This is a genomic window from Providencia burhodogranariea DSM 19968 (genome assembly GCF_000314855.2).
GTDB lineage: Bacteria > Pseudomonadota > Gammaproteobacteria > Enterobacterales > Enterobacteriaceae > Providencia > Providencia burhodogranariea.
In genome coordinates this window covers 40,040-53,357 of record NZ_KB233223.1, presented here as the reverse complement: position 1 = coordinate 53,357, position 13,318 = coordinate 40,040, and the positions used below count along the sequence as shown (strand labels likewise).

The 13,318-nt window shown below is 40.0% G+C and carries 12 protein-coding genes; 6 read left to right on the top strand and 6 right to left on the bottom strand.

Features of this window, described 5'->3' with window-relative positions; genetic code table 11:
* Positions 1–6: 6 nt before the first annotated feature.
* Genes yigB through lptM form a run of 5 tightly spaced genes read right to left on the bottom strand, consistent with a single transcriptional unit; the run spans position 7 to position 3,400 of the window.
* Entirely contained in the window at positions 7–723 is a 717-nt protein-coding gene (yigB, locus tag OOA_RS10950) for a 5-amino-6-(5-phospho-D-ribitylamino)uracil phosphatase YigB (RefSeq protein ID WP_008912213.1), read from the bottom strand.
* Positions 723–1,652: a tyrosine recombinase XerC gene (gene xerC / locus OOA_RS10945; protein ID WP_008912212.1), complete on the bottom strand. Its 930-nt coding sequence runs from the start codon at positions 1,650–1,652 to the stop codon at positions 723–725. Before xerC ends, yigB begins: the two co-directional genes overlap by 1 nt.
* Positions 1,634–2,338, bottom strand: coding sequence for a DUF484 domain-containing protein (locus tag OOA_RS10940; RefSeq protein ID WP_008912211.1), 705 nt, complete (start codon positions 2,336–2,338; stop codon positions 1,634–1,636). The genes xerC and OOA_RS10940 overlap by 19 nt, the downstream gene beginning before the upstream one ends.
* A 27-nt stretch (positions 2,339–2,365) precedes the next feature.
* The gene (dapF, locus tag OOA_RS10935) at positions 2,366–3,190 is read right to left on the bottom strand and encodes a diaminopimelate epimerase (RefSeq protein WP_008912210.1); all 825 of its coding nucleotides are present in this window, start codon (positions 3,188–3,190) and stop codon (positions 2,366–2,368) included.
* A gap of 21 nt (positions 3,191–3,211) precedes the next feature.
* Positions 3,212–3,400, bottom strand: a complete 189-nt coding sequence (gene lptM, locus OOA_RS10930; protein WP_008912209.1) for an LPS translocon maturation chaperone LptM — start codon at positions 3,398–3,400, stop codon at positions 3,212–3,214.
* A gap of 707 nt (positions 3,401–4,107) precedes the next feature.
* On the opposite strand from lptM, the gene cyaY reads away from it, so the two are divergent.
* A complete protein-coding gene (cyaY, locus tag OOA_RS10920; RefSeq protein WP_008912207.1) occupies positions 4,108–4,425 on the top strand; it encodes an iron donor protein CyaY in 318 nt (105 codons plus the stop codon).
* A 25-nt stretch (positions 4,426–4,450) separates the two neighbouring features.
* Here the strand turns inward: cyaY and OOA_RS10915 are convergent, their stop codons facing one another.
* Positions 4,451–7,039, bottom strand: coding sequence for a class I adenylate cyclase (locus OOA_RS10915; RefSeq protein WP_008912206.1), 2,589 nt, complete (start codon positions 7,037–7,039; stop codon positions 4,451–4,453).
* Between the two features lie 742 nt (positions 7,040–7,781).
* Between OOA_RS10915 and hemC the strand changes: the two genes are divergently transcribed.
* From hemC to OOA_RS10885, 5 genes are all read left to right on the top strand, one after another.
* On the top strand, positions 7,782–8,726 hold the full coding sequence (hemC, locus tag OOA_RS10905) for a hydroxymethylbilane synthase (protein ID WP_008912204.1): 945 nt from the start codon (positions 7,782–7,784) through the stop codon (positions 8,724–8,726).
* Positions 8,723–9,478, top strand: coding sequence for a uroporphyrinogen-III synthase (locus OOA_RS10900; protein ID WP_008912203.1), 756 nt, complete (start codon positions 8,723–8,725; stop codon positions 9,476–9,478). The genes hemC and OOA_RS10900 overlap by 4 nt, the downstream gene beginning before the upstream one ends.
* A 3-nt stretch (positions 9,479–9,481) precedes the next feature.
* Positions 9,482–10,702 (top strand): uroporphyrinogen-III C-methyltransferase, encoded by a 1,221-nt coding sequence (hemX, locus tag OOA_RS10895; protein WP_008912202.1) that lies wholly within the window; start codon positions 9,482–9,484, stop codon positions 10,700–10,702.
* A gap of 2 nt (positions 10,703–10,704) precedes the next feature.
* Positions 10,705–11,898 carry a protoheme IX biogenesis protein HemY gene (gene hemY, locus OOA_RS10890; protein ID WP_008912201.1) on the top strand — a complete coding sequence of 398 codons (1,194 nt, stop codon included), beginning with the start codon at positions 10,705–10,707 and terminating at the stop codon, positions 11,896–11,898.
* A 408-nt stretch (positions 11,899–12,306) separates the two neighbouring features.
* Entirely contained in the window at positions 12,307–12,534 is a 228-nt protein-coding gene (locus OOA_RS10885; protein WP_008912200.1) for a hypothetical protein, read from the top strand.
* Positions 12,535–13,318 lie beyond the last annotated feature (784 nt).

The following is a 13,318-nucleotide window of genomic DNA, read 5'->3' as shown; positions in this document are numbered from 1 at the left end:
AAATGATTATACCAGTGACAATAAAGAAGCCAACTGCGAAATTTCAACATGTGGCAATAAACGGACATCTTTTTCTTCCATCAACGTTTTATTACCAACATTAATCCAGCAAGCTTGCATGCCGCTACGGATTGCTCCAGCCACATCAGTGATTAAGTTATCACCCACGTGTAAAATGGCTTGAGGTTCAAGATCGAGCTTTTTAGCTGCCAATCGGTACATATCACAATAAGGTTTGGAACGCCCATCAGGCCCCGCTTTCAGTACAAACTGAAAATATTGCCCCAGGCCGCAGGCTTCAGGCTCAGCATTACCATTAGTGATCGCCACTAGTGGCATTTTTTGTGCAAGTGCAGTCAGTATTTCGTGAGTCGACTCTGGGATATCGATTTGATTTCGCCAATAAGTAAAATGGGCCATAACTTCATCAGCCCCTTTTTGTGCATTTTCGCGGTTGTATCCATAATGGCAGAACATCATTTTTGAGGATAACCAGCGCCAGCGAGTAATGTCATGGCATATATCGGGTTCTTGTTCCGCCACAATCTTACGGAACGTGTATAAGTCGCTATTAGTAAAATGATTAAATTGCAGATCATATTCACGGACAAAACGTAATACTTCTTCTTCCGTTTTATCAATCACGGGATGATTGTCATATAGCGTATCATCTAAATCAAACGTAATAGCTTGAATAGGTGATAACGGACGGTAAAAATGCATTAAGGTTTCTCCCTTTTAGCTCGTGGATGAGCCACATCATAGACACTTGCTAGATGTTGGAAATCAAGGTGTGTATAGATCTGCGTTGTCGATAAATTCGCATGACCAAGAAGTTCTTGTACACCCCGTAAATTACCACTTGATTCAAGAATATGCGTTGCAAATGAGTGACGCAATTTATGGGGATTAATGTGGCTGTTGATTCCCTGCTTAATTCCCCACTGCTCAAACCGCTTTTGCACATTACGGTTCGAAATTCGCTTGCCAGTTTGGGTTGAAATAAATACAGCGCCGTCTTCGGGTTCATATAATTCACGCATTTCAAGCCAGCGATTCAGACAACTCACTGCGGTTTTACCTAGCGGAATTTTACGCTCTTTGCTGCCTTTCCCCATCACCCGAACCTCACCCATAGCAAGGTCTAGATGACGAACATCCAAGCCAACTAATTCAGATAGACGTAAGCCAGCACCATACATCACTTCCAACATGGTTCTATCACGTACTACCAGTGGGTCACCACTTTCGATGTTGAGTAGCTGAGTCACCTCATCGACATCCATATTTTTGGGGAGTCGCTTCTTAGCTTTAGGTGCATGTACTGATTTGACTGGGTTTGCTGGCAGCTCACCTTGTTGAACCATCCAATCACAGAAACTTCTTAATGACGATAAACGCAAAGCCATACTGGCCGCCTGCAAGCCTGTACGGCGACTTTTCGCTGCCACATTACGTGCTTTAACGATATCGAGCTGTTGCCATTCACTGACTTTCATCTCATTGAGCATGTCAGTGACGGTTGTAAGTTGGCGACGATAATTTGTAATAGTGACAGGACTGAGTCTACGTTCAACCTGTAAATAACGTAGAAATGCCTCGACTTGGATCATCAGCCCTTGTGGCTGATCCGTTATAAGCGTTCTATCCATCGGCATAATAACCTCGGCAGAATGTGAGCTATCTTATCTAGCATGACAGTCCCCATCCCTTGTTGGTAATGGTCTCGGTCACGGCTGGTAAAAATAACCATACCGGACTCACCATGATGACCAAACAATGAAATTGCAACCGAACCAACGTTCATTGCTGTGGGGATCAGAAGTTGTAACTCTGGGCCATTAAGACGTCCTAAATAGTTTGGATTATCACCAAATCGCTGAATTCGAACCGGTTCGAAACGACTACGTGAAATGATAAGCTCTTGAGCATCAAGAGGAGCAGACAGCCGCCAGCAATCACTAAACAAACGAATTGATGCATTGGATAAACCTATTTTTTTTGCCCAACGATTAAGGCAAAGCAGCATATCTTGTAAGCTTTCAGCCGCTGACATCTCTATCACTAAATACAGTAACTCATCAAATAGCTGGCCATTTTCGCGCGCTTGTTCAACCATAAAGCGGATATCTTGTTCAAGTTGCCTTATTTTCAAACGTTGACGATTCATAACCACTTCCGGGAGTGAGATAGCTCCCTGTATCGCGTGGGGGACTGATATTTGCTCAACTAGTGATGCATTGCGGATAAAGAAATCAGGCTGCCCCTGTAAATACCGCACCACTTGATGCTCATCAAGTTGATAAATACTATCTGGTGCTATTTCCGGTTTATCCATTCTTACCTCTTGAGAACTGAACAAAGATTAGAGCTGGAGTACTCCATCATAAACATGACTGGTTGGCCCTGTCATATATAGCGGAGTACCTGGTCCATCCCAACTAATGTCGAGTGAACCGCCAGGTAACTCAACTTTCACTCGGCGAGCTAATAACCCTTGCTGGATACCAATGGCAACTGCTGCACAGGCCCCACTACCACAAGCTTGTGTTTCACCTGCGCCGCGTTCAAATACCCGTAAACGGATGTGATCAGCGCTCACGACTTCCATAAAACCGATATTTGCGCGTTCAGGAAATCGTTCATGGCTTTCAAGTACTGGGCCTAAAATTTCTACTTCTGCTGTGTGTACGCTTTCAACTTGAATAACGCAATGAGGATTGCCCATTGAGACAACACCGCACAACACTGTGCGTTCTAGTGCGCGAATAATATAGGTTTTTTCCGCTTTGATGGCACGAAATGGTACTTTCTGAGGTTCAAATTCAGGTTCTCCCATATTCACACATACATCATCATTTTCATTAACGGTTAATACCATACGTCCAGCTTGAGTACTGACTTTAATTTTTTGTTTATTTGTCAGACCTTTTAAACGGACAAAGCGAGCAAAACAGCGAGCGCCATTACCACACTGTGATACTTCACTACCATCAGCATTAAAAATACGATAATGAAAATCTAAGTCGGGGTCATAAGGTGCTTCAACAAGCAATAGCTGGTCAAACCCAACGCCTGTATGTCGGTCAGCAAGACGGCTAATCAATTCAGGGGAAAAATAGACATTCTGAGTGACGCCATCCACCACCATGAAATCATTGCCTAAGCCATGCATTTTAGAAAATTGCATATTCCGCTCCATCGAAGTCGCTTACCGTTCGTTTGAGGCTGGAGTACGGGTATCACTCACCGTGCTGCTTTGCGCTTTAGAGGTTACATCCGATGACTTGGGTGATGTAGCCTGATCTTCTGGTGGAAAATAAAGAGGGCCTTTTAAACCACAACCAGAAAGGGAAAACAAAATAATAAGCGCAGAGAATCCAACTAAACTTTTTTTCATTATATTTCGCCTGTAATACTAGGGGCTGTTGATCTTGGGTGGTCAATTTTCATTTGAAATCATGATCACTAACTTAAATTCGTCCATTACATAATTACATTGAATATTTTTCATATCATTAGCAGGTCCAAAAACAACCAGCAAATACCAACAGCCTGTTAGTTCTATACCCAAAATAATTCGAGTTGCATGTTGGCACAAGTGGAGATAGTTCAGTGGACATAAAACTATACGCCCCAAGTTGCTGAGCATAAATAACACCCATGTAATTTATAATATGACGGGTATAAATATGGTTAACAGAATAACAGGGCTATCTTCGCAAATCACTACTGTTCATCAATTGTGCCGTGATTTTATTCCCTACCCGCAATAGCATAATGCTTTAAAGAGGGCTCACCAAGAAGTGTTTTAACATGAGTAACATTTTGCGACCTAATACTCCAACGAATTTGAGCGACTCACAAGTACTAAAAAATCCTTTTGATAAACAAAATCTAATCAACTCACAAAATTATGTGACTAGAGACATCTGCTTTTCACTGCTTATTTTCACTGCTTTATTAACCTTCAAAGATCAACAGGTCAACAATTCATAGAGTATTTGAGCCCATGTAACATTCATGCAGCTTACTAGATTGACCCCTATCCATATTCACACCTATAATTTCTTATAGAACATAATTTGAATAGATAGGAATTTAACTATGAATGATAGTGAATTTCACCAAATTGCCGATAAAATGATGTCATCTATCGAAGAGTATCTAGATAACTATGATGGTGATACTGATATTGATTGTGAATCGAATGGTAACGTGATGACACTTAGCTTTGAAGATGGAAGCAAAATCATTATCAATCGACAAGAGCCTTTCCATCAAATTTGGTTAGCCACTAAACGAGGCGGCTACCACTACGATTATAAAAATGATAATTGGGTATGTGTCCGCTCAGGCCAATTATTTACGGATATGCTCGCAGAAGCAATCGCCTTCCAAAGTGGCGGAGCTTTTACTTTCTAACCCATTACAGCTTGATAAAGATGCCTTAATAGTATTGAGCCTGAGGTTGATTCGATTGCTTGAAATGACCTTTCCCCGTGAGCTCATCGTCGTCTTCATCTTCATCGTCGTCTATATTAAAAGGCCATGTTCCCCCTGAAAAAGGTATAACTTGGCTTTTACCTTGCTGACTCACAATTTGATAAAACTGCGGTAAGTTAAAGTTGATAAAATTAGCACCATAAGTAAAGCGGTCGTGGGATGATGAGTAAAAACGGCTAACATCACGTACCAGATCCTCTTTAGACCCTTCACAGTGTGAGTAGATTTCGACTCGATTTGCTTCATCTAATACATAAATATTAAAACCGATATTATCAGGCATATTTTCAAAGAAAAATTGCACAATACCTTCGCTGGCATAGCCATCAACGGCAGCAGGTAAATGGTTATCCCCTTTCGCATTCAATTTAACTGGCCAACCGTGTAGCTTGTTATGTGAAATAGCACCATAAAATTCAACTGCATTTTCAAGCTTCTGTACTGAGACGTTTAAACGTTCAAAGAAAAGCCCCCATGTTTGCCCAGCAATACGTAATGCTTTGAAACGACCTGGGTCATGGCGGTTACTGGATAAACGCAGTTCAATACATTCTGAAACCAATTGCTGTACTCGCGTCCGGATTAAGCCACGTAAATGTTCGCTATAACAGAAAACATCAACTGCATCAGGTGGTGCGGCATCTTGATGCATTTTGCCTAAAATAGTTTTTAGTGCTTCTAGCATACATTGCTCACCACTGAAGTGCAGCGTTCTCACTTCATTCCATGAGTTGCGATACAGCAAATCGATACTACCGATAAGGCAACGCTGATCCTCACCAAAACTAAATACATCTAGTTTTCTGAAATCAAAATGCACAACTTGGTCAGAATAAACCTGTGTTGGATCTTTTTCTAAATTGACAATAATAGCTAAATGACGGATTTCACAAGGGCTATATAACGCTTTTGGTGTCGGTGCTGGCAATCTAGTCGGGAAATGCCCCGAAATATCTTGCATTAGCTCAAGTAATTTTTTTTCATCGCACTGAGATTGACCATTGTGCATATAAATATGCGTATTCTCAGTTAGTAGCCCATTAAAATAAGCCCAAGCGACTAATTTATTCAAATAGCGGTTAAATTCTAGCGGCTGATGACCAATGATGGTATCAATGCTCGGGGCTTGATTATAAAGGTACCAACCACTGCGATTAGCACGTCCTGGAGGAACATAAATAAATGTTAGATGCTGTTCACTAAGATCTGGTGAAATTTGCGGATTCACTAAGGTGACTTTACCCGGTAAGGCTTCAAATGCAGCATATAATTTACGCGTCAGCACCCCAATATCTTGTGGGCTAGCACTGACACTTAAATTATTACGACGAGCAAAACGAATTAAATTGCGATAGCTTTGCATCATTGTATCGAGTAATTCATTATGTGCTTCGCGCACACGTTCAATTTTCCACTGATTACGCGAATCTAGCATAGCTAAACGTTCTGCTCCCCAGCCCCATGATTCAACTAGTTGAGAAAGCACGTCTCGGCGCCAACCTGAGCATTGGTTTTCTTCACCTTCCGATAGTTTTTCACAGACTTTAAGATAGAAACAGCGACGGATTAAATCGAGGCGGGTGATGTCATTAATTTCAATTAGATAACGCGTAACGCGTTCTAGCATTAAACAATATGAATCGAGACCAAAACAAACAATCTCCCCAGCATGGAGGTGACGTTTAAATTCTAATGCTAATAATTTACCGTTTGGATAGTCCCATGAGTAGGATTCAAGTAAAATACTTTTTAATACTGCTTTATAGGGCGAATCAACGCTTTTATAGAGTTGCCACAAACTAGCACCAAAGTATTCAGCAGCTGACAATTCACCTAAACCACCAAGATCCAGCCACTCATTCGGGGTTAACACTCCTTGTGAATAAAGCCCCATAACATATTCATCATAATGAGGTTCTTCTTCAACCGGCACCATGGTCCATAATAATCTTTTACCCGCCATACGTACGGCAGTGCGATAGAATTCATCTAACAGTAAAATATGTTGTGTTGAACCGCAATCTTCCCCGCCAATATGCCCACTAGCATGGTGACGAAAACGATTTTCATCAATAAGAAATACGGTGACATCAATTCCGAGAGATACTGCCCATTGTTCTATTAACGTGCATTTTTTTTGTAGCAGGCGTTTTTCATCGCTATCAAGCCAAGAAGGATGACAGACCCAAATATCAATATCAGAACACTGGCTTTGACCAATCGAAGATGTACTTCCCATTGAGTAAATACCTGTAATCGGTAACTCACCATTGGCTTTAATTTTAGAAGGAAGGTACTTTTCGAACTGAACTAACCAAGCTTGTTGGTCATTATCTGGAGCAAAGAAGCAAACACCATGAGGGACATTCCCTTCAATATAACCAGGCATCATTGGGTGATGATAATGAAACAATACGGGCAATAAACTATAAACCTTACAAAAGGTTTCATTCATTGACTCTGTTGCGCGATCCAACCTAAGTTGGTTTATCGCATCAAGCCTTTGCTTTAAAGTTTCAATATAGAGATACAAGGGATACGCCTGAATGAATGAACATAACGACAAATCTGGGATTAACCCAGTACCCAATAGATAGAGAGATATTCTTCATACTTCAAATTGAATCTATGTTGATGGCACTTACGCAACTTAAACCACAATTGAAACAGGTTCTTCGAGGTACCTTTAAGTTATCAGTTACCGTCAACTTGACACAACTTGATACAATTCAAATGATTCTGTGTATATATTTAGTTTTTTTTTCAAATGAATTGCTGGAAACGTGATCAATCTAACACCTTGGAGCAAAAGGGTAAAGTAGATCACATAATTTTCTCTGTTTGTTTTTGATACAAATTAATTTTCAACATATTGTATAAAAAGACTTTTTATTTTTTATGGCCTCAGAATATCCTTTGTTTATCAATGGAATAATAACAAATTCATTAGTCGCTAAAAAAAATAACTTTTCAAAGGCATCTCAAATCAAATTCGCATTGGGCCTATGCTTGAACGCTTCACCACAAAATTTGCTTAAATTAAAAATTCCTGCCCATTTCATAGCACAATTAGCTAAAAATATTTCCTATTTATTTTTATTTTTTACCCTTTTATTGCTGCTCATTTCGTCATAACGAGGATGCATCTGGCAATAATATCAACACTAAATATCAGGGTTTAGTCGCTCTAGCTGGAAAATACATCGCTAAAATGTTAAAACTAGGGGTAATTGTACAGTGAGTCTATGGCGATTTATGCCTGAGAAAACAGCAAAATGACATCAACAAATATCATCCGTATTGCCACACGTAAAAGCCCTTTAGCCATGTGGCAAGCACACTTCGTAAAAGAAAAACTGGAGCAGCTTCACCCTGATTTACTGGTTGAGCTAGTACCAATGGTGACCAAAGGGGATATTATTTTAGATACCCCGTTGGCAAAAGTCGGTGGTAAAGGTTTATTTGTAAAAGAGCTTGAGTTAGCTTTACTTGAAAAACGAGCCGACATTGCAGTTCATTCAATGAAAGACGTTCCTGTCGATTTTCCTGAAGGCCTCGGATTAGTTACTATCTGCGAACGCGAAGATCCCCGAGATGCATTTGTCTCGAATCATTTTGATAATATTGATGCATTACCTAAAGGTAGTATTGTTGGTACATCGAGCTTACGCCGCCAATGCCAATTAAAAGAGCTACGCCCAGACCTCGTGATACGAGACCTCCGTGGAAATGTTGGCACTCGTCTTTCAAAACTTGATAATGGCGAATACGATGCGATTATTTTAGCTGTCGCTGGGCTAAAACGTTTAGGTCTGGAAGACAGAGTTCGAGCTGCTCTAGCACCTGAACAATCTTTACCCGCGGTAGGCCAAGGTGCTGTTGGCATTGAGTGTCGTTTAGACGATGAACGAACCCGTGAATTACTTGCTAAACTTAATGATAATGACACTTCTATATGTGTCCTCGCGGAACGCGCCATGAATATGCGCCTTGAAGGTGGCTGCCAAGTGCCAATTGGTAGCTATGCAATTTGGCAAGAAGGTCAAATTTGGTTACGTGCATTAGTTGGTGCCCCTGATGGCAGTCAAGTAATACGAGGCGAATGTCTATCCACTCCAGAACAAGCAACCCAAGCGGGTATTTCCCTAGCTGAAGAGTTACTTGATAAGGGCGCCCGTGAAATTCTTGCAAAGGTCTACGCAGGAAATTCACCAGTATGAAAATTCTCGTCACTCGGCCAGAACCAGCAGCCTCTGAGCTGATCGCTGCTATCAATCAAAGAGGTGGTGAAGCGTATTCCTTGCCCCTTATTAGCATTGAGCCGGGTGCTGAATTAGAGTCTCTAGATGCACGAATTAACCTTCTAGATAAAAATGATCTAATATTTCTTTTATCTAAAAATGCAGTCTGGTATGCAGACTCTGCCCTAAAACAAGCAGGACTCAACTGGTCAGATAAGCTATCCTATTATGGTATTGGCCAGTCAACCAGTCAGTATTTTACAATGTTAACTGGCCGCACAATTCACTGGGCTGAACATGGTGAAACTAGTGAAGCGCTCCTTTCTCTTCCTGAACTTCACGCTCTCACAGATAAACGTGCCCTTTTATTACGAGGCAATGGTGGAAGAGAGCTTCTTGCTTCAACTTTAAGGTCTAGAGGTGCGCAGGTTGAGTATTGTGAGTGTTATGCAAGGCACCCTATTAGTTATGATAAAACAGAGTTTAATCAAAAATGGGTTAATACTGACATTACAGACATTGTTATTAGTAGTGGTCAAATGCTAGCCTTACTAAATGAATTAATTGCTGAAAACACAAAAGAGTGGTGGTTTAATCGTCGCCTGCTGGTTGTCAGTGAACGAATTGCAGACCAAGCCCGCCAAGATGGATGGCAAAAGGTCTGTGTAGCAAATAGCGCAGATAACAATGCTTTATTAGAAGCATTATTTTCAACCGACATGGGATGCTAATTTATGACGGAACAAGATAAACCTACTGAAGCGATAAATAATGAAACGGTAGCTGATACCCCAAAAAACCACCAAGCTAAGTCGTCTTCGGAGCAAAAACGTTCGGGTCTCATCGGTAGTGCAATCGCTATCGCTATTATCATCGCTATTGGTGGTGGTATCTATTATTTTACTCAACATAACAACGCTAAATTAGTTAATGAAAACAACGAACTTAAGCAACAAATGAGTGAATTAATCGAACAACAAAAAGCGGATAGACAACGTCTAGATTCATTACTTGCCTCACATACAGAGATCAAATCACACGCTAGCGAATATGAAGAGCAGCTAAACCGCCGTATGCAAGAACTACAAGCGCATGTCAATTCTCTGTCGAGTACAGATGTAAAGAGTTGGCTATTAGCGCAAGCAGATTTTATGGTGAAAATGGCTGGTAGAAAATTATGGAATGACCATGATCCTGTTACCGCAGCTGTTTTATTAAAAAGTGCAGATTCAAGCCTCGCTGAAATGAACGATCCAAGCCTACTCGACATCCGCAAATCGATAAATAACGATATTGCGAACCTATCAGCAATTAACCAAATTGATTACGATGGCATTATTCTACGGTTGAATCAATTGAGCAACGAGGTCGATAACTTACGTATTGCGGATCTCAATAGTGGTGATGCAAAAGCTGATGATGAAAGTGAACTTTCTGGTGATATTGCAGATTGGAAACAAAATCTATCTCGCAGCTGGCAAAATTTCACCAATGACTTTATTACAGTACGCGCACGCGATGGCTCAGAAGCTCCGTTACTAGCACCGAATCAAGATATCTATCTGCGTGAAAACATCCGTTCACAATTGTTAATTGCCGCACAAGCCGTGCCACGCTATCAAGAAGAAACCTATAAACAGTCACTAGAACAAGTATCGACTTGGGTTCGTGCTTATTTTGATGTCGATGCTCCAGCCACTAAGGCTTTTCTTACAGAAGTTGATGAATTAATTAATCAGCCTATTGCCACTGAAATGCCGGATACCTTGGAAAGTCAACCTAAACTTGAAAAAGTCATGCAGACACGGGTTCGCAACCTTCTTTCACAATCAGGTGAATCTGAAGCTCCACCTGTAGTGCAAGAGCAAGATAAGCAACCGGCAGAAGCTCAACCAAAACCTGCTGAATCTGATGTTCATCCTGCAGAGGCAAAGACTAGCGAGCAGAAGGTATAATTATGATTAAGATATTAATATTCTTTATTGTTCTTATCGCTGGCGTTATCTTGGGACCGCTCTTAGCTGGTCATCAAGGTTATGTCTTCATTCGTACTGATGATTATGATATTACAACCAGTGTCACTAGTTTAATTCTATGCTTTATTTTACTACAGTTTATTTTACTGTTTTTTGGTTGGTGTTACCGCCGCTTTATCAGTACTACCTCACGCACTAAAGGTTGGGTCAGTGGGCGTAAATATCACAAAGCACATTCTCAAACACAAAAAGCGTTACTTAAACTGGCTGAAGGCGATTTTGATCAAGTTGAGAAATTGATGAGTAAACATGCTGACTTCTCTCAACAGCCTGTCATCAACTACTTACTTGCTGCCGAAGCTGCACAACAACGCGGAGATGAGTATCGTACTAATCAATATCTCAACAAAGCTGCCGAAGTAGCTGGCAACGATCAACTCCCTGTAGATATCACTCGTGTACGTATTCAATTAGCAGCAGACGAAGTTTATGCCGCACGCAATGGCGTTGATAAACTCATTGACCAAGCGCCAAGACACCCAGAAATTTTACGTCTTGCTGAGCAAGCTTATATGCGTTCTGGCGCTTATCAGGCTCTGATTGAATTACTGCCGATTATGGCCAAGGTACAATTACACAGTGAAGATGAACTAGAAGCATTGAAATTGAAAGCCTATAAAGGACTAATGAACCAATGCATGGCTGAAGATGGCAGTGAAGGCCTAATCAAATGGTGGAAAGCGCAACCACGTAAAATCCGCCAAGAAACAGCATTACAGTCTTTCTTAGCAGAGCACTTAATTGAATGTGACGATATGGCTAACGCAGAAAAAATCATCATCGATGGCTTGAAACACCAGTATGACGAACGCTTACTATTACTGGCTCCAAGGCTGCAAAGTGATAAGCCCGAGCTACTTGAAAAAGTATTGAAGCAACTCTTTAAACAATCAGGTGCAACACCGTTACTCAACAGCACTATGGGGCAAATTGCGCTACGACATGCACAATGGGAGCAAGCTGAATCATATTTCAAAGCTGCTCTGGCTCAACGCTTTGATGCTCATGATGCAGCTTGGCTAGCTGATGCGTTAGATAAATTACATAAAGCAGAAGAAGCTGCAAAAATCCGTCAAGAAGCATTATTACACTCACTGAATAAAGCTCGCTCGTAATGTGAATTTCTCACTGCTACTTTGATGGAATGATGGGCGTACGGTAAAATAGTTACTTTCAAACAAAAATGAATATTGAAAGCTCTACCTAACGGTGGAGCTTTTTTTTGGGAGTAACATCCACTAATTTAGAATTATTATTCATCAACTTTTTTCTTACACTAAGAAGCTCTTAACAATATAAATAAAAAACCTCGATTTTATTAGATTAGTCAGAAAATGATTGTCGCTATTATTTATCTAGAGAATCTATTCCTATGTGCTTATTTTTAAATTATGGGATAGTAAAGATAAAACAAACAGTTTATGTATAAAGTCAAACAAAGTCGCCCTTGCTATGTAATAAGACATTCACATAGTGTATAAAGAATAATATAACTATGGCTTAACAAAATTCAGGATATCTCTATGAATGTCATCAAAACTATCTGGCGCTGGATCATTTCTACACCGAATCGATTACAGGTATTTTTTGATCTCCTACTTTTAGCTGTGTCCCCTTTTATTTTTATCACTTTCATTGGTTTCAATACGGAAGATCTAAATAAAGATATTTTCATCATTACATTCTTTATTCTTTGCTATACCTACATAACTCGTTGGTTCAGTAAATGGTTCTGCAAGAAAAAGATTTAGTATTCTGCTGATATTTTGAACATGTATATTTCAGTCATAGACTAAGTAAAAATAGCTAACAATGGATATGTATATTAGCTTAAAATATGAATATCGAATAAGAATCGATTTGTAGATTAAGATAAAAGATATTTTTCATTGTTCGCAACGGAGTTTTGCCGAAAATGGTTTACCGGCAAAACTTCATATTTGATTTATTTGCTACAACGTCGAAAAAATAGCCAAAATATAATTTTTGCAAAAAAAAACACCTGTCAATTTTGACAGGTGTAAATATACAATCAGGTCTACAGACGGATGGTGCCTCACTCAACGTTTCGTCCATGGGTTGATGAGAAGAGAATGACCTCTTATTCATCTAAATTGGACAATAGGCACCGATAATCGGCTTGCGTCATCCCTGGGTTTATGAAGCATTGCTGTCATAAGAAGTGGGATGAGCATCTACAGAATAAATATTGCAGGATGCGTGCCAACTTTTTTAAAAACGCATAATTATTATTACGACACCTCATACCTTCCTGATTTACTGGATTTTCGCCAACATGACTTCTTTTTCTTAAACTATCGATTTTATCTACACCGCAAACGTTCTCACCTTAACGATTTAATAAGCCTTAATTGTCTCAATTCAGAGACAGCAAATATTAGTAATCTAATTATCTTTATAAATCATAGAGTAACATGTCTCCTTTTAGAGACAGCAGCAGATAGGTTTGTATCTATTTTACGACAAAAACACTTTGTCTTATTAAAAACCCAGTAAAAACAAATAATTAATTAA

Bases quoted from the DNA above. Each gene is read 5' to 3' on its own strand.
- hemY (WP_008912201.1), top strand. From the start codon at position 10,705: ATGATTAAGATATTAATATTCTTTATTGTTCTTATCGCTGGCGTTATC.
- yigB (WP_008912213.1), bottom strand. From the start codon at position 723: ATGCATTTTTACCGTCCGTTATCACCTATTCAAGCTATTACGTTTGAT.
- cyaY (WP_008912207.1), top strand. From the start codon at position 4,108: ATGAATGATAGTGAATTTCACCAAATTGCCGATAAAATGATGTCATCT.
- OOA_RS10885 (WP_008912200.1), top strand. From the start codon at position 12,307: ATGAATGTCATCAAAACTATCTGGCGCTGGATCATTTCTACACCGAAT.
- xerC (WP_008912212.1), bottom strand. From the start codon at position 1,652: ATGGATAGAACGCTTATAACGGATCAGCCACAAGGGCTGATGATCCAA.
- OOA_RS10940 (WP_008912211.1), bottom strand. From the start codon at position 2,338: ATGGATAAACCGGAAATAGCACCAGATAGTATTTATCAACTTGATGAG.
- dapF (WP_008912210.1), bottom strand. From the start codon at position 3,190: ATGCAATTTTCTAAAATGCATGGCTTAGGCAATGATTTCATGGTGGTG.
- lptM (WP_008912209.1), bottom strand. From the start codon at position 3,400: ATGAAAAAAAGTTTAGTTGGATTCTCTGCGCTTATTATTTTGTTTTCC.
- hemX (WP_008912202.1), top strand. From the start codon at position 9,482: ATGACGGAACAAGATAAACCTACTGAAGCGATAAATAATGAAACGGTA.
- hemC (WP_008912204.1), top strand. From the start codon at position 7,782: ATGACATCAACAAATATCATCCGTATTGCCACACGTAAAAGCCCTTTA.
- OOA_RS10900 (WP_008912203.1), top strand. From the start codon at position 8,723: ATGAAAATTCTCGTCACTCGGCCAGAACCAGCAGCCTCTGAGCTGATC.